Origin of the sequence: Raoultella sp. T31 (genome assembly GCF_002806725.1) — a bacterium.
Lineage (GTDB): Bacteria > Pseudomonadota > Gammaproteobacteria > Enterobacterales > Enterobacteriaceae > Klebsiella > Klebsiella electrica.
Genome location: NZ_PIBO01000007.1, coordinates 19,615 through 41,564 on the forward strand (window position 1 = coordinate 19,615; position 21,950 = coordinate 41,564).

The 21,950-nt window shown below is 59.0% G+C and carries 20 protein-coding genes; 2 read left to right on the forward strand and 18 right to left on the reverse strand.

Features of this window, described 5'->3' with window-relative positions:
• Positions 1–35: 35 nt before the first annotated feature.
• Positions 36–1,055, reverse strand: a complete 1,020-nt coding sequence (epd, locus tag CWM52_RS06775; protein WP_100683405.1) for an erythrose-4-phosphate dehydrogenase — start codon at positions 1,053–1,055, stop codon at positions 36–38.
• Between the two features lie 331 nt (positions 1,056–1,386).
• Positions 1,387–3,378: a transketolase gene (gene tkt / locus CWM52_RS06780; RefSeq protein ID WP_100683406.1), complete on the reverse strand. Its 1,992-nt coding sequence runs from the start codon at positions 3,376–3,378 to the stop codon at positions 1,387–1,389.
• A gap of 277 nt (positions 3,379–3,655) precedes the next feature.
• Between tkt and CWM52_RS06785 the strand changes: the two genes are divergently transcribed.
• Entirely contained in the window at positions 3,656–4,414 is a 759-nt protein-coding gene (locus CWM52_RS06785; protein ID WP_100683407.1) for a M48 family metallopeptidase, read from the forward strand.
• Between the two features lie 42 nt (positions 4,415–4,456).
• Here CWM52_RS06785 and CWM52_RS06790 read toward each other — a convergent pair whose 3' ends face one another.
• From CWM52_RS06790 to CWM52_RS06855, 14 genes are all read right to left on the reverse strand, one after another.
• Complete coding sequence (locus CWM52_RS06790; RefSeq protein WP_100683408.1) at positions 4,457–6,097, reverse strand: thiamine pyrophosphate-binding protein; 1,641 nt, start codon at positions 6,095–6,097, stop codon at positions 4,457–4,459.
• A gap of 14 nt (positions 6,098–6,111) precedes the next feature.
• A complete protein-coding gene (locus tag CWM52_RS06795; RefSeq protein WP_100683409.1) occupies positions 6,112–7,581 on the reverse strand; it encodes an aldehyde dehydrogenase in 1,470 nt (489 codons plus the stop codon).
• Between the two features lie 9 nt (positions 7,582–7,590).
• Entirely contained in the window at positions 7,591–8,361 is a 771-nt protein-coding gene (locus CWM52_RS06800) for an aspartate dehydrogenase (RefSeq protein ID WP_100683410.1), read from the reverse strand.
• A gap of 9 nt (positions 8,362–8,370) precedes the next feature.
• Complete coding sequence (locus tag CWM52_RS06805) at positions 8,371–9,165, reverse strand: SDR family oxidoreductase (protein ID WP_100683411.1); 795 nt, start codon at positions 9,163–9,165, stop codon at positions 8,371–8,373.
• Positions 9,149–9,919, reverse strand: coding sequence for an alpha/beta fold hydrolase (locus CWM52_RS06810; protein WP_100683412.1), 771 nt, complete (start codon positions 9,917–9,919; stop codon positions 9,149–9,151). The genes CWM52_RS06805 and CWM52_RS06810 overlap by 17 nt, the downstream gene beginning before the upstream one ends.
• Positions 9,920–9,928: 9 nt before the next feature.
• Positions 9,929–10,459, reverse strand: a complete 531-nt coding sequence (locus CWM52_RS06815) for a cupin domain-containing protein (RefSeq protein ID WP_100683413.1) — start codon at positions 10,457–10,459, stop codon at positions 9,929–9,931.
• A gap of 10 nt (positions 10,460–10,469) precedes the next feature.
• Positions 10,470–11,726 (reverse strand): MFS transporter, encoded by a 1,257-nt coding sequence (locus CWM52_RS06820; RefSeq protein WP_100683414.1) that lies wholly within the window; start codon positions 11,724–11,726, stop codon positions 10,470–10,472.
• A gap of 26 nt (positions 11,727–11,752) precedes the next feature.
• Positions 11,753–12,949 carry an NAD(P)/FAD-dependent oxidoreductase gene (locus CWM52_RS06825; protein WP_100683415.1) on the reverse strand — a complete coding sequence of 399 codons (1,197 nt, stop codon included), beginning with the start codon at positions 12,947–12,949 and terminating at the stop codon, positions 11,753–11,755.
• Positions 12,946–13,872, reverse strand: coding sequence for a VOC family protein (locus tag CWM52_RS06830; protein ID WP_100683416.1), 927 nt, complete (start codon positions 13,870–13,872; stop codon positions 12,946–12,948). Before CWM52_RS06830 ends, CWM52_RS06825 begins: the two co-directional genes overlap by 4 nt.
• 88 nt (positions 13,873–13,960) lie before the next feature.
• On the reverse strand, positions 13,961–14,749 hold the full coding sequence (locus CWM52_RS06835) for an IclR family transcriptional regulator (RefSeq protein ID WP_100683417.1): 789 nt from the start codon (positions 14,747–14,749) through the stop codon (positions 13,961–13,963).
• Between the two features lie 14 nt (positions 14,750–14,763).
• Positions 14,764–15,513, reverse strand: a complete 750-nt coding sequence (locus tag CWM52_RS06840) for an SDR family oxidoreductase (protein ID WP_100683418.1) — start codon at positions 15,511–15,513, stop codon at positions 14,764–14,766.
• Positions 15,513–16,535, reverse strand: coding sequence for an aromatic ring-hydroxylating oxygenase subunit alpha (locus CWM52_RS06845; RefSeq protein WP_100683419.1), 1,023 nt, complete (start codon positions 16,533–16,535; stop codon positions 15,513–15,515). The genes CWM52_RS06840 and CWM52_RS06845 overlap by 1 nt, the downstream gene beginning before the upstream one ends.
• 10 nt (positions 16,536–16,545) lie before the next feature.
• Entirely contained in the window at positions 16,546–16,854 is a 309-nt protein-coding gene (locus tag CWM52_RS06850) for a recombinase-like helix-turn-helix domain-containing protein (protein WP_004867467.1), read from the reverse strand.
• Complete coding sequence (locus CWM52_RS06855) at positions 16,851–17,174, reverse strand: Rieske (2Fe-2S) protein (protein WP_100683420.1); 324 nt, start codon at positions 17,172–17,174, stop codon at positions 16,851–16,853. The genes CWM52_RS06850 and CWM52_RS06855 overlap by 4 nt, the downstream gene beginning before the upstream one ends.
• 429 nt (positions 17,175–17,603) lie before the next feature.
• Between CWM52_RS06855 and CWM52_RS06860 the strand changes: the two genes are divergently transcribed.
• Positions 17,604–18,815, forward strand: coding sequence for an MFS transporter (locus CWM52_RS06860; protein WP_100683421.1), 1,212 nt, complete (start codon positions 17,604–17,606; stop codon positions 18,813–18,815).
• A gap of 3 nt (positions 18,816–18,818) precedes the next feature.
• Here CWM52_RS06860 and speB read toward each other — a convergent pair whose 3' ends face one another.
• Together speB and speA are read right to left on the reverse strand one after the other, a co-directional pair.
• On the reverse strand, positions 18,819–19,739 hold the full coding sequence (gene speB, locus CWM52_RS06865) for an agmatinase (RefSeq protein ID WP_100683422.1): 921 nt from the start codon (positions 19,737–19,739) through the stop codon (positions 18,819–18,821).
• 230 nt (positions 19,740–19,969) lie between these two features.
• Positions 19,970–21,946: a biosynthetic arginine decarboxylase gene (speA, locus tag CWM52_RS06870; protein WP_100683423.1), complete on the reverse strand. Its 1,977-nt coding sequence runs from the start codon at positions 21,944–21,946 to the stop codon at positions 19,970–19,972.
• Positions 21,947–21,950 lie beyond the last annotated feature (4 nt).

A 21,950-nucleotide genomic window follows, 5' to 3' on the forward strand; every position in this document is an offset into this window, starting at 1 on the left:
GCGCTCCATCGCGAGCAATGTTGCGCAGGGATGTCTCACCTGAAACCAATAACGGCCATCGCTAACGTCGTGTCGAGCATCCGGTTAGCAAAGCCCCATTCATTATCACACCAGACCAATGTTTTGATCAGATGGGCACCACTGACCCGGGTTTGCGTGCCATCAACGATAGCGCTGTGCGGGTCGTGGTTGAAATCTATCGAGACCAACGGCAATTCCGTATAGTCAACTATACCATGAAATGCACCTTGTGCTGCTTTTTGCAGCAACTGGTTGACTTCGTTAGCCTTTACGGGTTTTTTCACCGTCACGCTAAGGTCAATTGCCGTCACATTAATCGTCGGTACGCGGACCGCAATCGCCTCGAAACGGTCGTTAAACTGCGGGAAAATTCGCGTGATCCCCGCAGAGAGTTTGGTATCAACCGGAATAATCGACTGGCTGGCCGCGCGCGTACGGCGCAGATCCGGATGATAAGCATCGATCACCTGTTGATCGTGCATGGCGGAGTGGATTGTCGTTACCGTTCCTGACTCGATGCCGTAGGCATCATCTAACAGTTTTATGACCGGGATAATGCAGTTGGTCGTGCAGGAGGCGTTAGAGACAATACGGTGCTCCGGGCGCAACTCATCATGGTTGACGCCAAATACAACGGTCGCGTCGAGATCGCTGCTGCCGGGGTGGGAAAAGAGCACTTTCTTCGCCCCTGCCCGAATATGGGCTTCGCCGTGTTCGCGGCTGCCGTATACGCCGGTACAATCGAGAACAATATCAACCGCCAGCTCCCGCCAGGGCAGCGCCTCAATCGAAGGTTCGTGCAGCAGACGTATGGCATCATCGCCGACGTAAAGCTGCTCTCTCTCCTGGCGAACATCCCAGGCAAAGCGCCCATGACTGGTGTCATATTTCAACAAATGCGCGATGCCCGCCGCATCCGCCAGCTCGTTGATTGCCACCACGGTGATTTCCGCACGACGCCCGGATTCATATAAAGCGCGAACCACGTTGCGTCCTATGCGACCGAAGCCATTAATCGCGATGCGTATGGTCATAGGTCTCCTGCAAGGTTGTCCCTGATTTGAGATGGCTGACAGAGTAATCCAGCAACGCCCGAAGGGAAACCTTACCCGTCGCAAACTGCGACTGATTGATTAATTGTCGAACATTTAAACGACTGAAACGCTTCAGCTAGAATAAGCGAAACGAGGAATAAAAGGAATATCTGTCCAGCGGAAGAAGTGAGTTATCTGACGTAAATCACATTTTGGTTGGAATAATACGCAATCTGTCGGCGGCTATCGGGAATAACGGCGCGAAAAAAAAGCCGGGCGTTTATCCCGGCTTGTTCTGCGGTTATCGCCCGGATAACCGGGCAGATAACGACTACAGCAGCGCTTTCGCTTTAGCAACCACGTTGTCAACGGTGAAGCCGAACTCTTCGAACAGCAGCTCTGCCGGCGCAGACTCACCGAAGGTGGTCATGCCAACGATAGCGCCGTTCAGGCCGACGTATTTGAACCAGTAGTCGGCGATGCCGGCTTCGATGGCCACGCGAGCAGAGACCGCTTTCGGCAGTACGGATTCGCGGTACGCCGCATCCTGCTTGTCGAACGCATCGGTGGACGGCATGGAGACCACGCGCGCCTTCACGCCTTCGGCAGTCAGTTTATCCCACGCGGCAACCGCCAGTTCAACTTCAGAACCGGTGGCGATGAAGATAAGCTCTGGCTGACCTGCGCACTCTTTCAGCACGTAGCCACCGCGAGCGATGTCTTTCAGCTGCTGTTCGCTACGATCCTGCTGCGCCAGGTTCTGACGAGAGAGGATCAGCGCGGTCGGGCCGTCGTGACGCTCAACGCCATATTTCCACGCCACCGCCGATTCCACCTGGTCACACGGACGCCATGTGGACATGTTCGGGGTCACGCGCAGGGACGCCACCTGCTCTACCGGCTGGTGCGTCGGGCCATCTTCGCCCAGACCGATGGAGTCGTGGGTGTAGACCATCACCTGACGCTGTTTCATCAGCGCCGCCATACGCACCGCGTTACGGGCATATTCCACGAACATCAGGAAGGTGGAGGTGTACGGCAGGAAACCACCGTGCAGAGAGATCCCGTTAGCGATCGCGGTCATGCCGAATTCACGCACGCCGTAATGGATATAGTTACCGGCGGTGTCTTCGTTAATCGCTTTCGAACCAGACCAGAGAGTCAGGTTGGACGGCGCCAGGTCAGCGGAACCGCCGAGGAATTCCGGCAGCAGCGGGCCAAACGCTTCAATCGCATTCTGCGACGCTTTACGGCTGGCGATTTTCGCCGGGTTAGCCTGCAGCTTAGCGATAAATTCACTGGCTTTGGCGTCGAAGTCAGCCGGCATTTCGCCCTTCATACGACGGGTGAATTCAGCCGCTTCCTGCGGGAAGGCTTTGGCATAAGCCGCGAACTTCTCGTTCCAGGCCGCTTCTTTCGCCTGACCGGCTTCTTTGGCATCCCACTGCGCATAGATGTCAGACGGGATTTCGAAGGCCGGATGTTTCCAGCCCAGCGCTTCGCGGGTCAGAGCGATTTCTGCATCACCCAGCGGTGCGCCGTGAGAGTCGTGAGTACCGGCTTTGTTCGGCGAACCGAAACCGATGATGGTTTTGCACATCAGCAGGGACGGTTTGTCGGTAACCGCACGCGCTTCTTCTACCGCGCGTTTGATGGCGTCAGCGTCGTGACCGTCAACGCCGCGCACCACGTGCCAGCCGTAGGCTTCGAAACGCTTCGCGGTGTCATCAGTGAACCAGCCTTCTACATGACCGTCGATGGAGATACCGTTATCATCATAGAACGCCACCAGTTTACCCAGTTTCAGGGTACCGGCCAGGGAGCAGACCTCGTGAGAGATCCCTTCCATCATGCAGCCGTCGCCCATAAAGGCGTAGGTGAAGTGGTCGACGATATCGTGGCCCGGACGGTTGAACTGCGCAGCCAGCGTTTTTTCCGCGATAGCCATGCCCACGGCGTTAGCAATCCCCTGGCCCAACGGGCCGGTGGTGGTTTCAACGCCAGCGGTGTAGCCCACTTCCGGGTGGCCCGGAGTCTTAGAGTGCAGTTGACGGAAGTTTTTCAGCTCTTCGATCGGCAGATCATAACCGGTGAGGTGCAGCAGGCTATAAATCAGCATCGAGCCGTGGCCGTTGGACAGCACAAAGCGGTCGCGGTCGGCCCAGGCCGGATTCTGCGGGTTATGGTTCATGAAATCACGCCACAGGACTTCGGCAATGTCAGCCATACCCATCGGGGCACCCGGGTGGCCGGATTTGGCTTTCTGTACAGCATCCATGCTCAGCGCACGAATAGCGTTAGCAAGCTCTTTACGTGAGGACATTTTGACTCCAGTTCGGACTGTTGAAGGCCATACCCTTAACGACTTGACGAGAGCGCGTTTTGGGCTACGCCAGAAAAAAGTGTCAACAATGTAACCCAAGCGAGAAAGCATGTACATGGAGCATCCTTTTGTGGTTTAAGAAATCTCCGGAACACGTTGTGCTGCCACGGAATCCTCTCGCCCGCGTCACGCAATAGTCTTTATAATTTGTACAGGATGCGACAACCTTATTGTTGCCTTTTTCAGTCAGAAAATCGTACGAGTGTGGAAGATAAAAATGAAAATTCGCTCAACTATTCTTGCCCTTGGGATCGCAGCAACGCTCACCGGATGCCAGAACATGGACTCCAACGCCCTTCTCAGTTCGGGCGCTGAAGCTTTTCAGGCTTACTCCCTGAGCGACGCCCAGGTTAAAAGCTTAAGTGACCAGGCTTGCAAAGAGATGGACAGCAAAGCCACAATTTCGCCCGCCAGCAGCGAATACAGCAAGCGCCTGAGCAAAATCGCCGCCGCGCTGGGCGACAATATCAACGGTCAGCCGGTGAATTACAAAGTGTATGAAACCAAGGACGTCAACGCGTTCGCAATGGCTAACGGCTGCATCCGCGTCTATAGCGGCCTGATGGACATCATGAACGATAACGAAGTTGAAGCGGTGATCGGCCATGAGATGGGCCACGTCGCCCTCGGCCACGTGAAGAAAGGTATGCAGGTCGCGCTCGGTACCAACGCCGTTCGCGCCGCCGCCGCTTCGGCGGGCGGCATCGTCGGCAGCCTGTCGCAATCTCAGCTTGGCGATCTGGGCGAAAAACTGGTGAACTCGCAGTTCTCCCAGCGCCAGGAGTCCGAAGCGGACGACTACTCCTACGATCTGCTGCGTAAACGCGGGATTAACCCGGTGGGGCTGGCCACCAGCTTCGAGAAGCTGGCTAAGCTGGAAGCCGGTCGCCAAAGCTCAATGTTTGACGATCACCCGGCCTCCGAAGCGCGTGCCCAGCATATCCGCGATCGCATGAAGGCTGACGGCATTAAGTAATCTCCCCTTCCCCTCTCTGCAACGCAGAGAGGGGAAAAGAGCTTAGTACAGCGTCTTTTGCGGCGGCCCGGCAAAACGCAGCGCGCCAATACTGCCCATCCTGACCTCCACGACCGACGGCCCCGGCGTCGCCAGCGCTTCGGTCATCACCGAGGTGAAATCCTCCGCTCGCTCAACGCTCCACGCCTGCAGACCGATGGCCTGCGCCAGTAGCGTGAAATCCGGCGTGTGCAGCTCGTTGTAATACTGGCGGCCGCCGAAATATTTATCCTGAATACCGCGCATCACGCCATAGCCGCCATCGTTCATGATAATCAGCGTGACGTTGGCCTTTTCCTGCGCCAGCGTCGCCAGCTCTCCGAGGTTGAGGCTCAGACCGCCATCGCCGACCAGGCCGACAATCTTGCGCTGCGGGTTGGCAATCGCCGTGCCGATGGCCATCGGCAGCCCCATACCAATGGCCCCCGCCAGCGAATGCACGTTCATCAGCGGACCCTTTGCGCGGAACAGACGACTGCCCCACAGGCTGCCGGAGACGGTGATATCGCGGACCAGAATGCCATCATCAGGCAGCGCCTGTTCGATAGCATCATTCAGCCGGGCATAAGCGCCGCACTGTGCACGCAGCCCGTGCTCCGCCAGCGCCAGCGCCTCTTTTACCTGAACGTCCCAGTGACCATTGCCCCATTCGCGACCTTGTACCTTGTCCGCCAGCGCACCCAGCAGGACAGAACAATCGGCGATCAGCGTGTTGTCCATCAGATAGTTACGGCTGGCCGCCGCCGGGTCGATATCAATCTGTACCCGCGGCGAAGGCAGTTCCAGCGTCCAGGAACGTGTTTCGTTACTGCGCAGACGCGAGCCCGCGACCAGGGTGAAATCACATTGCGCCATCAGCGCCTCAACGGAAGGCGAATTATGGAAGGCGCGCAGGCTGGCGCGATGGCTGTCCGGCAGCACGCCGCGCCCGTGGGTACTGGAGATCACGGTGATCCCCGCATCCGCCAGTTTTTTCACCGCCGCTTCGCTGCCTATAGCTCCGCCGCCCAGCCACAGCAGCGGCTGTTTCGCCTGCCTGAGCTGTGCCCACAGTGCGTCAACCGTCGCGGGATCTACGGCTGGAACCGAAGCCGGTTTCACCGGTTTCGTCACCAGCGACAGCGGGATTTTCGCGCCCTGAATATCAATCGGGATTTCCACAGAGACCGGTCCGCATGGCGGCGTCCGCGCTTCCTGAATCGCCTTGTGCAAAATGGCGATCGCCTGGTTGGCGTTGCTGATGCGATACGCGCGTTTCGAACTGGCTTTCAGGAAGGTCAGCTGATCGCGGGTTTCGTGGATAAACCCGGTGTCGGCGTCCAGCCACGCTTTCTCAACCTGCCCGGTCAAGTGCAGCAGCGGCGTGCAGGCGTTCATCGCTTCGACCAGCGCGCCCACCGCGTTACCCGCGCCCGCGCCGGTGCTGGTCAGCGCCACGCCGAGGCCGGAAAAGCGCCCGTGGGCGTCGGCCATAGTCACCGCACCAGCCTCGCCACGCGCCGGAACAAAGCGGATGTTGCCGCGCTGACCCATAGCATCAGCAACCGGCAGGTTATGAATAGAGATGACGCCGTAAATAGCCTCAACCTTGTACTGCTCCAGCGTTCTGGCGATGGCTTCGCCGACGGTTATCATTTCGCTCATTGCTCACCCTTCTCTCAATCGCACCAGTTATTCACGCTATTACCCGTCGCCAGATAAATGCTCTTTTGTTGCATCCAGGCTTTCAGCCCCTGAATACCTTTTTCGCGGCCCAGACCGCTCTCTTTAAAACCGCCGAACGGGGTCGAAATAGAGAAAACCTTGTAGGTGTTGATCCACACCGTCCCGGCTTCCAGACGCTCACTTAAGCGCAGGGCGCGCCCGCTATCCCGCGTCCAGATCCCCGCCGCCAGACCATAGACCGAGTCATTGGCTTCGCGGATCAGCTGGGCTTCATCACGAAAGGGCATCGCCACCAGCACCGGACCGAAGATCTCTTCCTGACAGACCCGCGCCTGATTCGTCAGCCCTTCGACGATCGTCGGCTGGAAGTAGCTACCCGCCGCCAGCGCCGGATCGGCGGGGATCTCCCCTCCGCACAGCACCCGCCCGCCTTCGCGTTTCGCCAGTTCGACATACGCGAGTACCCCGGCACGATGTTGCTCATTAATCAGCGGTCCGATGTGGGTATCGCTGCTGAACGGATCGCCGATCCGCAGACCGCGCGTCAGCTCCAGCAGCCGCGCCATCAGCTGCGGGTAAACTTTTTCATGCACAAACAGCCGCGCACCGGCGATGCACGCCTGACCGCCGGAGCTGAAAATGCCGTAGCAGATCCCCCGCGCCGCCTGTTCGATATCGGCATCTTCCAGCACGATGGTCGGCGATTTGCCGCCCAGCTCCAGCGAGGCGGGAATCAGTTTTTCTGCCGCAACGTGCGCCAGATGGCGCCCGGTGCGGGTGCCGCCGGTAAATGAAATTTTGCGCACCAGCGGATGACGCGCCAGCGCGTCGCCAATCACCGATCCTTTTCCCGGCAGCACGCTCAGCAGCCCCGCAGGTAAACCGGCCTGCTCGAAGATCCGCGCCAGCTCCAGCGCCATCAGCGGCGTCGCTTCCGCGGGTTTGAGGATCACCGCATTGCCGGCGGCGATCGCCGGCGCCACTTTTTGCATTTCGCTGGCGATCGGCGAGTTCCACGGGGTGATCGCCGCCACCACGCCCAGCGGCTCGTAGCGGCTCAGGGTTAGCAGGTCTGTCTGACGCGGAGTCGGCAGTTCGCCTTCCAGCAGTTCGCAGGCGGCGGCGAAATAGCGGGCGCTTCCCGCCGCGCTCATCACCAGCCCTCGCGCTTCCGCCAGCGGTTTGCCATTGTCCCGACTTTGCATTCGCGCCAGTTCATCGAGATGGGATTCAATCAGATCCGCCACCTTATGCAGGATCTTTGCCCGCAGGTGCGGCAGCATGTTGCGCCACGTCGGTTCCTGCCAGGCGCGCTCGGCGCAGCTCACCGCTTCCTGTAGATCGTCGAGACTGGCCGCGCGCAGCGTCGCGTTCACCGATCCGTCCGCCGGAAAGTAGCTGTGCATCAACTTGCCGCCGCCGTGGCGCCAGTGGCCGCCGATAAAAATTGTTAATTCGTCCATTGCCGCCTCTCAGCCTTGTGCCAGTTCACGGCAGGCACGTACCGCGCTCAGTGCCGCCAGGGTAGATGTCTTGGGGTTATTGGCCAGCGGCAGGCCGCTCAGTTCCAGGCGAAACTCCCCGAACGCGCCTTCAACATGTAACGTGTGGGTGTTACGTCTTGTCGCCGGGTCAACCATCAGCTGCACGCGCGTGTCGTCCATACCGATACCGCCCAGCGCCACGGTCGCCGCCACGTTGGCATTCGCCGGAAACAGGCGCGCTGCTTCGCGGGCGCTGCCCTCAAAAAAGATTTTCGCTTCGCTGACCGCATTGAGGTCGATCAGCATTTCCGCGTAGCTCCCGCGCCAGCTGGCCGGGCTTTTGCGCGACTGATAGGTCACACGCTCAAGGCCGCCCTCTTTTGCCGCCGCCAGTCCGTCAATGCCGGCCACCGCGCCGCAGAGCAGCGTCAGCCTGCCGCCCGCCTGATATAAACGCTGTTCGAGCGCGCTATCGGCCAGCGCGCCGGTAGAGATCAGCGCCAGATGCCAGCCGCGCGCGAGAATCGCTTCGCCATATTGTGCGACCGCCTGTTGGCTGGCGCACTCCAGCACCAGAGCCGGGGTTGCCGTACAGGATTGCGGATCGTCAAGCACCGTCAGCGCATCGCCAAAGCGGGCGCGAATCGCCGCATGATGACCTTCCCGGGCGACAATCCAGCCTAACGTGACCTGCGGGGGCAGCCGTTCAATCACCGCCTGCGCCATGGCGCCATAACCGATAAGCATGATTTTTTTCATGATGGCTCCTTACAGGTGACGGCAAAAACCGCCGGAGACATCCAGCGCGGCACCGGTGGTAAACGATGCCAGCGGCGAAGCCAGAAACAGCAGCGCCTGCGCAGGTTCCTGCGGTTTACCGAGACGCGCCATCGGGATCCCGCGTTTGCGGGCGATATCCGCGGTCCACTCGGGCCAGCTCTGCTGCTTATCGGCACGGTTTTCAAAGCGCCGCTGCCACTGCCCCGACTCCACCATGCCCAGCAAAATCGAGTTGACGCGGATGCCTTTTCCCACCAGATCTTTTGCCAGCGTCAGCGTCATATTGAGCAGCGCCGCGCGGGCGGCGGAGGTGGCGATCATGTGTTCTTCCGGCTGCAGCGCCAGCAGCGAGTTCACGCAGGTAATCGAGGCGATATCCGAGCGCTCCAGCTGCGGCTGGAAGGCCTTTACCGGGTTGATCACGCCAAACAGTTTCAGCTCCGCCTCATGCAACCACGCTTCACGCGGGGTATCGGCAAAATGCGCCACGTAGCCCTGCCCGGCGTTGTTGATCAACATATCCACGCCGCCAAAACGCGCCGCTACCGCATCGGCAAAGGCCTGCACCTCCTCTTCTTTCAGCACGTCGCAGCGGTAAGAAAGAATCTCCGCTCCGGGATACTCGTTCTGCAACGCGGCATGCGCGCTGGCGAGCCGGTCGGGATGACGGCCGCAGAAGGCGACTTTCGCCCCTTCGCCCAGCAGCAGACGCAGCGTTTCAAAGCCGATCCCTGACGATCCTCCGGTGACCACCGTTACACGGCCTTCAATTTGTGCATTCATCGCGCACCTCTTCCCCTACCCGTAAAAGCTGTTGATTAAAAAAGGTTTCATTATCGAGATAGCTGGCGTGGCCCGCGTGCGGAATCGCGGTGTAGCGCATGCCGTAGCGTAGCGCCAGACCGCGCACCAGCTCTGGTTGCGTGATGGCGTCCTGTTCACCGCACCACACCTCAAACCGGCCGTGATAATCGCCAAGCCAGCGGTGAATATCGTCGTGCGCCAGCATCCACGCCGCGGCCAGGTAGCCCTCTCGACGCAGCTTGCGCATTCCGGCGGCCACGGTGGCGACATCGACCTCCGCCGCACACGGATGCAGCAGCTTCGCCGCCCGGGATTGCGCCATCCGTTCTACGCCTGACGCAATCAGCTGCTGGCGACTGTGCCAGACTTTTTCCCGCTGTTCCGGCTCCGCCTGGCCGTAGCCCTGTGCGACATCGGCTAACACCAGATAGCGCACGCGGCGGGGATACTTCGCCGCAAAGGCGCTGGCCACCAGCGCCCCGAGCGAGTGCCCCACCACGACCGCCCGCTCAACGCCGGCGTGGTCCAGCATGCGCGCCAGCGCATCGGCATAATCGCCCGCATTCGCCTGCCCGAGCGGCAGCATCGGGCTTTCGCCATAACCGGGCATATCCCAGGCCAGCACGCGATAGCCGGACAGCGCCATCTGTTTATGCCAGGAGGCCGCGCCGGAGCTGATGCCGTGTAACAGCACCAGCGGCGTGCCGTGCCCTTGTTCACGAAAACCCGTCATACCGCCTCCTTAATTACGTTTGACTTTCGACAGGGGGTGATCTTCCGGATAGGTCGGGATATTCGGCTTGCAGGTGCCCAGCATCACGCACATCAGCGCCTCTTCCTCACCGTGGTTAAACAGCCCGCGGTAGATACCCGCCGGGACGGAGATCAGATCGCGCTCGCGCAGCACAGTTTCGCTATAGCTGTCACCATCCTGAATCATCAGGGTTATCTGCCCCTTGAGCATGAAGAACACCTCCTCGACGTCATCATGCAGGTGCAGCGGCCCTTCGCATTTCGCTGGCAGCACCATGGTGGAGAAGGTGAAGTTTTCCGCCGCGACGGTATTGGTATCGCTCGCCACGCCGGTGGCGCCGGTGCCGATATAGCGCATCTGGGCGCGACGATATTTCGGGTCGAAATCGGCCTGGAATTTCAGCGCGTTCCAGTCATATTTCCGTCCCTCAAAGCGCGCGATACGCGACTCTACCCACTCTTCCATCGTCAGATGTTCAGGTTTGATACCCTGTTTTGCAGTTACGCTTGAATCAGTCATCGTTTTATCCTCAGTAACGTCTCAGCAGCGGCAGTAACAGGACGCAGCCCACCGCCGCCATCACCGCCAGAAAAATCAGCCCGGAATCCATGCTGTGGGTGAAGGCGATCAGCGCCCCCATCACCGCCGGCGACAGAGCGCCCGCAAAATTCCCCAGCCCGTTGAAAATCCCCCCCGCCGTGGCGCTGACCCGGGGATGGGTCGCCTTGGCCAGCAGGGCGAAAATATTGGGTGCGCCGGTGCCCCACATAAAGGTGCTAAAACTCATCGCCGCAATGACCGTCAGTGGGGTGGCGAAGTGCATCACCGCCGCCAGGCCAACCGCCGCCCCGGCCAGCGAGATAAAGCAGGCGGCGGCGCGTTTATCAAGACGATCGGAGAGCCAGGCGCCGATCACTTCGCCCAGCAGCATGGCGATAAACGGCATTGACGACAGCCAACCGGCATGCTCCAGATGGATACCTTTGCCTTTAATCAGATAGCCCGGCAGCCAACCGTTGATGCCCCACAGATAGGCCAGAAAGGCGATGTTAAACACGCAAATCATCCAGAAATGCGGGCTGACGAACAGCTCCCGCCGCGCCGCGCGGCGCGCCTCCTGGGAGACCTTTTCGCCGGACGCTTTGCTCTCCAGCTGTACCCCGCGCAGGCCGATGCGCACGAAAATCAGCACCGGCACCGTCAGCATCGCCATCACAAAGAAGGTGCTCTGCCAGCCAAAGGTATTGAGCAACCAAATCGACAGTGGAAAGCCAATCGCCGCGCCGACCGGTGTCCCGAGCAGCCACAGCATGGTGGCCCGCGCCTGAAGCCGCTGCGGAAAAGTGTGGCGGACGATGGCAAACGCCAGCGGAAACAGCGGTCCTTCGGCGATACCAAGCAGAATGCGCAAGGTGACCATCACGGTGTAGTTATGGGTGAAGCCCATCATCACCATTAAAATGCACCACACCACCATCATGCCGGTGAGCAGGCGCAGCGGCGCGATACGGTCGCCCAGCCCGCTGAGCAGCACCGAGGAAAACCCGTAGCTCAGCAGAAAGGCGCTCATCAGAATGCCCAGCCGCGTGGTGTCAAAATCCATCCCCATCGCCTGCTGGAAATGGCTATCGGAAAACAGCGCGGCAATGCTGATTTTGTCGAAGAACGCCAGCAGTACGCAGGCCAGCAGCGACAGTGGAATCGCCCAGCGGACCGCTTTTTCAGGCGTGTGGACGCCCTCACCGCCAGCCTCAAGCGGCGCGGTGTTTGTCTCTAATGTGGTCATCTCTCCCCCTTAAGGGTGCGCGGGTCTTATCGCAATGACATCAGCGAAAAGGCCGGGTCATCGAGCGGTACGGCGGAAAGATCTCTCCCCGCGGCCATCCAGCGTTTCGCCAGCTTGACGGTGCGGGCGTCGTTAAACGCCACCAGTTGAGTCAGGCGACCGTCAGCGTCAATCGAGAAAAACAGCGCGCCCTGCGGATCCCGGCGCGTCACCGTCCGGCTTCCCGGCTGCGGAATGCCGAGGATCTGAATATTGTCGGCATATTGATCCGACCACAGCCACGGCGCGTCGGCGTAGCCCGCCGCCTGCGGGTTCAGCATCGCTTGCGCCGTCGCCACCGCCTGATTCTGGGCAAAGGCCCAGGACTGGATGCACAGGCCATACTGGTGATGCTGCGCCACATCTCCGGCGGCGAAGATCGCCGGGTCGCTGGTCTGCCCCAGGGCGTTGACAACGATCCCGCGATCGACGGCCAGTCCCGCGTCCCGCGCCAGTTCGAGGTTGAGATTGACGCCGATCCCCACCACTACCGCATCAAAGGTTTCCCGCTGACCATCGCAGTGAATAACCGGCAGGCCGTCATCTTCCTCCAGCTCCAGCGCGCCACAGCCGCGACGAATATCGACGCCCCGATCGCGATGGATCCGTTCAAGTTCCTGCGACACTTCCGCGCTTACCGAACGCATGCACAGCAGCGGCTGCTGTTCAAATAGGGTGACCGCGACGCCGCTTTTTCGCGCCGAGGCGGCAATCTCCAGACCAATCCAGCCGCCGCCGACAATCGCCAGCCGTGCGGTGGTCGCCAGCCGTTGCTTCAGGCGCTGCGCATCCTGCCAGTGGCGCAGCGTGTAAACCTGCGGCTGTTTCGCCCAGGCTTCGCCGGGCAGGCGGGCACGACCGCCGGTGGCGATCAGCAGCTGGTCATAGCCGAGCTGTTCGCCGTTGCTCAGACGCACGCTTTTGCTCTGGCGATCGATGGCCTCAGCGCGCAGCGGGCGGAACCAGCGAAGGTTTAACGCCTGCTGCACCTCTTCGCTGAACAGCCGCGGCAGCGGCGCATCGGCCTCCAGCAGCGTCGCTTTGGACAGCGGCGGACGCTCGTAAAAATCCCACTCTTCTTCGGCAACGACGCAAATCTCGCCGTCGTAGCCTTCGTCACGCAGGGTTTTCGCCGCCCAGCCGCCCGCCTGGCCGCCGCCGATAATGACTATTCGCGCCGTCATACCGCCTCCGGCTTTTTCTGCTGGCGGCGGGTATCGTGGTCGATCCCCCCTTCCACCGCCCATTCGGTAAAGGAGACCAGCGAGTGTTCCAGCTCGCGCGGGCGCCAGTTCTCCGTCAGGAAATCATCGTTGGTGTAGTACTCAAAAGCGCCGCCGGTCGGGCTGTTGACGTACCAGAAATAGGCGGAAGAGACCGGATGACGACCGGGGCCAATAAAGGTGCTCCACGCGTTTTTATTCATCGCGATGCCGCCGCCAATCACTTCATGGATATCGCGGACGGTAAAGGCCACGTGATTCAGGCCGCGCTTGCGGGTGGGGAGCTGCAATAAAAAGAGGTTGTGGTGACCGCCGCGTACGCCGCAACGCAGGAAGACCGCGCGGTTGATGTAGCGATCGGAAACCTGGAAACCGAGCACGTCACGATAGAAGGCCTCGACCGCCGCCAGCTCTTCGACGAAGAACACCACGTGGCCGACGTTAATTGGCTGCGCGCCGTCATACACCGGACTTGGCGTATCAATCCGGCGCACATCGCCCCACTGGTTAATCGGCTCGACGTTCAGCGTCACCGCGACTTGTTGAGTGACCTGTACGCGCAGCGTCATGCCGTTCGGATCCTGGCACTCCAGCGCACCGTCAATCTCACGGAAGGCGGGCTGGCGGGACAGCCTGGGCCGCAGAGCGTCCAGCGCCGCCCGATCCGCCACGCCCCAGGTCATGCGGCGTAGGGTGTTACCCGCTTCAAAGGCCGGCGGCAGATCCGGGCTATGGATCGGGTTCAGTTCCACCCGCGCGCCGCTTAAGGTAGTAAAACGCTGGCCGCTGGCGTCGCCCGCCAGGCCAAAATCACGCATAAACCTGGCGCAATGAGTCAGGTCGTCGACGCCAAATTCCAGCTTTTCAATTCCGGTTACGCTCATCGTTGGTAGCCTCTTTACCGTTCTGTCGCCCTGATTTGGGCGTAAAACATCCCCGACGCACTCAAGCGCCTGATGTTAACTTATTGATTTAAATGGCTTGTGACAGGTAGCCTAAAAAGCCAGAAATTTTTTCCGCCGCCAGGCTGACGTCGCTTTGCAGCCGTTGCCGATCGCTTTGCGGGATCTCATCCGACGGCACCAGAATACTGACCACCGCCGCTACCCGACCGCTGCGATCGTAGACCGGGTAGACGATGGAAGAGATGCCGTGGCGGTAGAAAGATTCGCCAATCACATAGCCACGCGCTTTATCCTGCTGCACCATCTGCCATAGCGCTTCGCGATCGTGAAGTTGCCCCGGCGTATTGCCCGGCAGCCGCTCATCGGGAAACAGCTGCTCAAACTCGCCGCGCGAAACATCGGTCAGCAGCATGCGGCCCAGCGAAGTGCAGTGAACCGGCAGGCGGGTACCGATACTGACCTGATTGATCCGTGAGCCGGCGGCGCTGACGCGGGCGATGTAAATAATGTCCCGCCCGTCGCGGATCGCCAGATGACTGCTGCACTGACTGGTATCGCGCAGCTGCTCTATCACCGGCTGACCGACCTGCGCCACATCCAGTGAGGCAATATATTCAAAGCCCAGACGCAGAACATTCATCCCCAGCGAGAAGGTATTGGTGCGCGCGTTGCGCTCGAGAAATCCCATATACTCCAGCGTTTGCACCACGCGATAGGCGGTCGCTTTCGGCATATCCACCAGCCGATGCAGCTCGGCAAAGGTCAGATCGCGATGTTGCTCGCCAAATGCCAGCAGCAGTTGCAGTCCCCGCTCCAGCCCCGGCACCAGGTATTTCACTTCCTGAACGTTTGCCATACCGCCTCGCCTCTTTAGTTAAAAACAAATCCGCCGTTGACCGGGATCAGTTGCCCGGTGACAAACCGCGACAGGTCGCTTAACAGCCACACCACGCTGCCGGTCACGTCTTCCGGCTGCTGGGCGCCGCTCAGCGCGCGCCCGTTTTCGTACAGCTGATGGCGCTCGGCAGGGACATATTCCGTTGCCTCCACGCGGGTTAAACCCGGCGCGATGGCGTTAATACGTATACGCTTTTCACCCAGTTCGCGGGCCATAGAGCGCGTCATGGCGATCACCGCGCCTTTGCTGGCAACGTAGGCCATCAGCCGGGGTGCGCCCCACAGCGCGGTGTCGGAGGCGACGTTGACGATCCCGGCCCCTTCGCGCAACAGCGGTAGCGCCGCCCGGGTCACCAGCCAGGTGCCTTTGACGTTGACCGACATCACCCGATCCCACAGATCCGGATCGTAGTCGATCATGTCTTTACCGCCGACGCCGGTGGCCATCGCCGCGTTATTGACCAGCCCGTCGATCTTTCCTCGTTCGCCGATCGCGAGGAACGCCCCCTCAATGGAGGAAGCATCGGCCAGATCGATCGCCTGCGATTCAATGCGATAACCCTGCTCGCGCAGACGATGAGCGCTCTCCGCCAGTTCGCCCTGCAGGATGTCACACATCACGACGTCAGCGCCCTGCTCCGCGCAGGCTTTGGCAAAATGAAAGCCCAGACCGCGCGCAGCGCCGGTAATCACCATCCGTTTGCCGGTTAACAGCCCGTTCATCAGGCCGCTCCCTGCTGCTCTTCACGCGCGGCCAGCTGCTCTTTCGCCGCTTTTTGCATCATCCGGCGCAGGCGGGAAAGGCCGACGTCATGCTGATACAGGTATTCGTGCTCGCGGGCATTCGGTGCCAGGCTTTCGAGCACCACGCGATCCTGCTCCAGCACTTCCCAGTGCAGTTTTTCCAGACGATTACGATACATAAAGCGCCACAGATCGCGCTGCCAGCCCTGCACGCCGCGAATACGCCAGAAGAAGACCCGGCAGTTGTCGTTATCTTCCGGCACTACCATACCGACGATCCAGAAGTGGCCGCCCGGCCCAAAACGCTTTTTGTACGGGATCGACAGGCGCATCCAGTAAGCGCCGCTGTGGCCCAACTCCACCCAGTCGAAGTTGACGCCGCTCTGCCCTTTTTTCTCAAAGATAAAGCCGGTTTTCGTCGGTTGCAGCACCATGTCGGCTTTGCGATCGCCTTCCGCCATTGAGTGCGAAGAGGAGTGCAGGTAGGTGCCGTGCATCGGATCCATCACGTTTTCCAGCGCGTACTGATAGTTGCATTTCCACGCGGCGGTGCAGAGGAAGTTGCTGTATTTGTCGCTATCGGCCAGCTCTTCCGGGAAGGTGAGCGGCTCGGGCTGCTGGTCGGCCGTGGCCGCAAACCACAGAAATATCGCGCCATGCGCTTCCTGGACGTGGTAGCTGCGCACGCACTGCTGGCCGACCAGCGGACATTTGTCGACCGCCGGAACATCTTTAACTTGACCATTCCCGGCCACTTCCACGCCGTGATACCAGCAGGCGATACGATCGCCGAGATTCCAGCCCATCGACAGACGGGCGCCGCGGTGCGGGCAGCGGTCCTCCAGCGCCTGTAGCTCTCCGTCCTTGTTCCGCCACACCACAATTTGTTCGCCGAGACGGGTAATGCCCACCGGAGCGGACTGCACTTCCCAGCTCGCCAGCACCGGATACCACAGGCCACGTAAACCTGTATCGAGATAGTTTTGTACCGTTGTTGTCATCGCCGTGCCCTCAGTATCCGTTTACCTGCAAAAACACCCGAAAGCTCTCTTCGCTCCAGGCATCGCCTTGCCGATCGTGCATCTTCAGGGCATTCAGCCCGTCCACCAGTTGCGTCAGGCTCTCCGCCCCCTGCTCGAACAGCGTTTCGAGGGTCGCGATAAGTTCCAGCTCCCAGCTCTCTGCAACGCGACTGCGGGTTTGCCAGATAAGGTTGTGATAATCGCCAGGCTTATGGATGTTGCCGTTGCCGCCTTCCGCAGGCGGCGTAAACTGGCGGCTTTCCGGCAGCGCCGGGTTAAAATCCAGGGATTCGCTCATGCCACGTTCTCCTCGATAAAGGTAATCTGGATCTGATTGTCATATACCCGAACCGGATAACGATTAAGGTTGCGCCCGCCAGGGCCATGCAGACACTGGCCGGTTTTAACGTCGAATACCGCCTCATGCAGCGGGCATTCAACTTTGCCGTCTTCCACAAATCCCTGGCTTAACAGCGCATAGGCATGTGGACACACGTCTTCCAGCGCGTAGTACTCACCATCAATCAAGTAAATACCGATTTCTTTACCGCCAATGTTGCCGCTATAAGGGAAATCTTCCTGTACCTGCTCTGCGTCACATACGCCTATCCAGCTCATCACGATCCTCCAGGCTTTTGTTTCATATATGAAACTCTGTTTCTTATTTAATACGGTCAATATAAAAGCGTTCAATCTTTCGTCAAGCGGCAATGTGATGAATTTGTTAAGCAGTGGCTATTTAATTAGCTAAGTGTGCAATTGATCACGAAAAAAAATGGCAATATGAAATTGTGATATTTAAAGAGTGACGTGGAATTAAATTATCCGCTCACTGAAAACCCCGAAAATAGCTATTGACTTTCTTTCTCAATGATCATTAAAAATGATAAAAGCGGTGCATCATTAAGTTTCACCTGTGAAACAAAAATTAAAATTATAAATGCAAAACAATGAGTTTCACTGATGAACCATTTTACATCCGTGATTATCACTGTGATTTAAAAATAACAAAAACGATCCATCAATGAGCGAGGAAGAAGAATAACAATGAGCGCAAAATGGCAGGGAACAATCGCACTATTGTTACTTATAATTATTTCTTACGTAGATCGGGTAAATATTTCAGTAATGATTCTTAACCCCGATTTCGCCGCCCACTTTCATTTAAATGAAAACAGAATGTTACAGGGAATGCTGATGACCTGCTTTCTTCTGGGTTATGGATTTTCGGCATTATTATTAACCCCCGTTATCGAAAGTCAGTTGCATTACCGCCAGGGATTGTTAAGCAGCGTGGCGATATGGGCGCTAGTCTGCGCCATCTCGCCGCTGCTGGGCTCGCTGATGGGGATACTGGTGGCGCGGATTATCCTCGGGATCGCGGAAGGTCCGCTGTTTTCCCTTAAGACGCGCTTTATCAGCGATAACTTCTCCGCCGAAGAGATAGGCAAGCCGAATGCCGTCACCGCCCTGGGGGTCTCTTTGGGGCTGGCGGTGGGTTTTCCGCTGGTCACTTTTTTAGTCGAACACCAGGGGTGGATGGGTTCGTTTTACAGCCTGGCAGGACTCAACCTGGTCCTCGGCGGCGGAGCGATCTGGCGCTTCTTACCGGCGCCGACAGCCCCGCTGAACAGCGCTCGTCCCGGCTTGCGCCAGACTTTTCTGCTGGCCTGGCATACGCCGCTGCTCGGCTGGATCCTGCTGGTTGAGATTGCCACTCTCAGCTATCTGTGGGGCAGCAGCGCCTGGCTGCCAGCCTGGCTACGTGATGAGCACCACTTCTCGCTGCAGGCCACCGGTTGGCTGGCCGCGATCCCTTTCCTGCTCAGCCTCGGATCGAAATTTCTCGGCGGCGTGCTGCTCGATAAACTGCGCCCGGAACAGGCGCCGCTGCTGTTTATTGTCGGCGGATTGCTGACCGCCGGTTCGGTTCTGGCGCTGATGCTCAGCCAGCAGCCGGCCCTGCTGGCGCTGTTTATGCTGTCGGCCAATATCTTCTGGGGATTGCAGGGCGCGGCGATACCGGCGGTGGTACAGCATCATGCGCCGCGCCAGGCGGTGGGCAGCGCCTACGGCATAATTAACGGCGTGGGTAACATCTGTGCGGCATTTATTCCGCTGCTGATGGGAGTGGTGATGAAATCGGCGGGATCGGTGAGTTCAGGATTTTCTGTACTGGCGGCCTCGCAGGTGATAACGCTGCTGGCCGGAGGAATGCTGCTGCTGCGCATGCGTCGCGCAGCAGCAGTGAGCGTGTAAGGTTTATTCGCCTTTTTTCGCCGCCTGGATGTAGAGCATTTCCAGTGCCAGGGTCGCCGCCGCCAGCGCGGTGATCTCGGACTGATCGTAAGACGGAGCCACTTCAACCACGTCCATACCGACGATGTTCAGATCCTTCAGACCGCGTACCAGCTTAATCGCGCGATCGGAGGTCAGCCCGCCGATCACCGGCGTACCGGTCCCCGGCGCAAACGCCGGATCCAGCGCATCGATATCGAAAGTCAGGTACACCGGCATATCGCCAACGATCTGTTTCACCTGAGCGATGATGTCATCCACGGAACGATCGTTCACCTGGCAGGCATCCAGTACGGTAAAACCGTTATCTTTGTCGAACTCAGTACGAATACCGATCTGCACAGAGTGGTTCGGATCGATCAGGCCTTCATTCGGCGCGGTAAAGAACATGGTGCCGTGGTCAAATTCGCAGCCGTTGGCGTAGGTGTCGGTATGGGCATCGAAGTGCACCAGCGCCATTTTGCCAAAGTGCTTCGCATGAGCGCGCAGCAGCGGCAGGGTCACAAAGTGGTCGCCGCCGAAGGAGAGCATACGCTTCCCGGCCGCCAGCAGTCTTTCCGCATGCGCCTGCAGTTTTTCGCTCATTTCGCGCGCATCACCGAAGGCGTAAACCAGGTCGCCGCAGTCAACCACGTTCAGACGCTCGCGCATATCGAAGTTCCACGGGAAGCGATTATGTTCCCACGCGAGGTTGGTGGAGACCTGACGAATCGCCGCCGGGCCATGACGGCCACCCGCGCGCCCGGAGGTCGCCATATCAAAAGGTACGCCGGTAATCACCCAGTCCGCATCGCTGTCGTACGGCTGGAAGTTCAACGGCAGACGCAGAAAACCAAACGCGTTAGATACCAGGGAATTATCGTATTGATGACCTAAAGTGCTCATGTCCTGACCTCTTTTACAGTCGATACATTAAAAACAGATGAAAAAAAATCCCCTCCGCGTCGTTAGGCCCGACGAGGAAGGGATTGATTCGTAAATTGCTTATTGGAGCGAATTATCGCCGTTAATTCATACGGGTTCAAGTGAGTATAGCATTCTGCCGGATGGCGACTTCGCCTTATCCGGCCTACATTCGTAGGCCCGATAAGCGCAGCGCCACCGGGCAACAACGGTTACTCGTCTTCCAGATAAGTATATCCGTACAGCCCCGCTTCAAACTCTTCGAGGAACTGCTGTTGCAGCGCGTCGTCGAGACCGGAGTTTTTCACCTGATCGCGGAACTGGGTCAACAGCGTGTTCGGATCGAGCTGCACATATTGCAGCATATCCGCCACGGTATCCCCTTCGTCGGAAAGCTCAACCTCCACGCTGCCGTCAGGGAAGACGAATACGTCCACCGCTTCGGTATCGCCGAACAGGTTGTGCATGTTGCCGAGGATCTCCTGATAGGCGCCAACCATAAAGAAGCCCAGCATCGGCGGGTTTTCAGGATCGTATTCCGGCATCGGCATGGTGGTGGCAATCCCGTCGCCATCCACGTAATGGTCAATCGCGCCATCGGAGTCGCAGGTGATATCCAGCAGCACCGCGCGGCGTTCAGGCACCATGTTCAACCCTTCCAGCGGCATCACCGGGAACAGCTGATCGATACCCCATGCATCCGGCATCGACTGGAACAGCGAGAAGTTGACGTAAATCTTATCCGCCATTCGTTCCTGCAGTTCGTCGATAATCGGACGATGCGCGCGGTTGCTCGGATCGAGCTGCTTCTGGACTTCATGGCACATGTTCAGATACAGCTGTTCCGCCCAGGCGCGCTCCTGAAGATTGAAGGTACCTGACGAGTAGCCGATATGGATATCATGCAGGTCCATCTGGCTGTCGTGCAGCCATTCGCGCAACGAGCGGCGGTTGCCGGTCTCGTGCATCTCCTGCCAGGTTTCCCACATACTTTGCAGCGGACGCGCCGCGTCTTGCGCAGGCGGGGTCGCTTCGGTGTATTCGTTGCGCTCAACGCCGATGATGTTGGAGACCAGCACGGTGTGATGCGCGGTGACCGCGCGACCCGACTCGGTAATCACCGTCGGATGCGGCAGGCCATTCTCTTCACAAGCATCGCCAATCGCCCAGATAATGTTGTTGGCGTATTCGTTCAGGCCGTAGTTCACCGAACAGTCAGACTGCGAGCGCGTCCCTTCGTAGTCCACGCCCAGACCGCCGCCGACGTCAAAGCACTGAATATTGACGCCCAGTTTATGCAGCTCGACGTAGAAACGCGCCGATTCGCGCACGCCGGTGGCGATATCACGAATATTGGCCATCTGCGAGCCGAGGTGGAAATGCAGCAGTTGCAGGCTGTCCAGGTGCCCCGCCGCACGCAGAATCTCAACCAGCTGCAGAACCTGGGTTGCCGCGAGGCCGAACTTCGATTTTTCACCGCCGGAAGACTGCCATTTACCGGAACCCTGTGAGGCCAGACGCGCACGCACGCCCAGGCGCGGAACGACATTCAGGCGCTCGGCTTCTTCCAGCACAATCGCGATTTCCGACATTTTCTCGATGACCAGATAGACCTTGTGGCCCATCTTTTCGCCGACCAGCGCCAGACGGATATACTCGCGGTCTTTATAGCCGTTACAGACGATCACGCTGCGGGTCATACCGGCATGCGCCAGTACCGCCATCAGCTCCGCCTTGGAGCCGGCTTCCAGACCCAGCGGTTCACCGGAATGGATCAACGACTCAATCACGCGGCGATGCTGATTAACCTTGATCGGATAGACCAGGAAATAATCGCCGTTGTAGCCATAGGACTCACGCGCACGTTTAAACGCGGCGTTAATCGAGCGCAGGCGATGTTGCAGGATCTGCGGGAAGCAGAACAGTGCCGGCAGGCGCTGCCCCTGCGCTTCGCGTGCTTTCACCAACTCTGCAAGGTCAACGCGCGCTTCCGGGACGTCAGGATCCGGGCAAACGCTGATATGGCCCAGTTCGTTAACGTCGTAGTAGTTATTACCCCACCAGGCAATATTGTAAGTACGTAGCATTTTGCTGGCTTCCTGGGAGCTCATCGCAACCTCCTGCATGGAACGTAGTACACCGTGTTCGCCTGCTGACGAAGGCGAAACTGAAGACATGTCGTCAGACATAGCG

Coding starts and splice junctions, on each gene's coding strand:
- CWM52_RS06855 (WP_100683420.1), bottom strand. CDS start 17,174: ATGAGCTGGATAGGCGTATGTGACGCAGAGCAGGTACAGGAAGATTTC.
- CWM52_RS06785 (WP_100683407.1), top strand. CDS start 3,656: ATGAAAATTCGCTCAACTATTCTTGCCCTTGGGATCGCAGCAACGCTC.
- CWM52_RS06860 (WP_100683421.1), top strand. CDS start 17,604: ATGAGCGCAAAATGGCAGGGAACAATCGCACTATTGTTACTTATAATT.
- CWM52_RS06835 (WP_100683417.1), bottom strand. CDS start 14,749: ATGGCAAACGTTCAGGAAGTGAAATACCTGGTGCCGGGGCTGGAGCGG.
- CWM52_RS06790 (WP_100683408.1), bottom strand. CDS start 6,097: ATGAGCGAAATGATAACCGTCGGCGAAGCCATCGCCAGAACGCTGGAG.
- CWM52_RS06845 (WP_100683419.1), bottom strand. CDS start 16,535: ATGACAACAACGGTACAAAACTATCTCGATACAGGTTTACGTGGCCTG.
- epd (WP_100683405.1), bottom strand. CDS start 1,055: ATGACCATACGCATCGCGATTAATGGCTTCGGTCGCATAGGACGCAAC.
- CWM52_RS06830 (WP_100683416.1), bottom strand. CDS start 13,872: ATGAGCGTAACCGGAATTGAAAAGCTGGAATTTGGCGTCGACGACCTG.
- speA (WP_100683423.1), bottom strand. CDS start 21,946: ATGTCTGACGACATGTCTTCAGTTTCGCCTTCGTCAGCAGGCGAACAC.
- tkt (WP_100683406.1), bottom strand. CDS start 3,378: ATGTCCTCACGTAAAGAGCTTGCTAACGCTATTCGTGCGCTGAGCATG.
- CWM52_RS06815 (WP_100683413.1), bottom strand. CDS start 10,459: ATGACTGATTCAAGCGTAACTGCAAAACAGGGTATCAAACCTGAACAT.
- CWM52_RS06850 (WP_004867467.1), bottom strand. CDS start 16,854: ATGAGCGAATCCCTGGATTTTAACCCGGCGCTGCCGGAAAGCCGCCAG.
- CWM52_RS06795 (WP_100683409.1), bottom strand. CDS start 7,581: ATGGACGAATTAACAATTTTTATCGGCGGCCACTGGCGCCACGGCGGC.
- CWM52_RS06820 (WP_100683414.1), bottom strand. CDS start 11,726: ATGACCACATTAGAGACAAACACCGCGCCGCTTGAGGCTGGCGGTGAG.
- CWM52_RS06840 (WP_100683418.1), bottom strand. CDS start 15,513: ATGAACGGGCTGTTAACCGGCAAACGGATGGTGATTACCGGCGCTGCG.
- speB (WP_100683422.1), bottom strand. CDS start 19,739: ATGAGCACTTTAGGTCATCAATACGATAATTCCCTGGTATCTAACGCG.
- CWM52_RS06800 (WP_100683410.1), bottom strand. CDS start 8,361: ATGAAAAAAATCATGCTTATCGGTTATGGCGCCATGGCGCAGGCGGTG.
- CWM52_RS06825 (WP_100683415.1), bottom strand. CDS start 12,949: ATGACGGCGCGAATAGTCATTATCGGCGGCGGCCAGGCGGGCGGCTGG.
- CWM52_RS06805 (WP_100683411.1), bottom strand. CDS start 9,165: ATGAATGCACAAATTGAAGGCCGTGTAACGGTGGTCACCGGAGGATCG.
- CWM52_RS06810 (WP_100683412.1), bottom strand. CDS start 9,919: ATGACGGGTTTTCGTGAACAAGGGCACGGCACGCCGCTGGTGCTGTTA.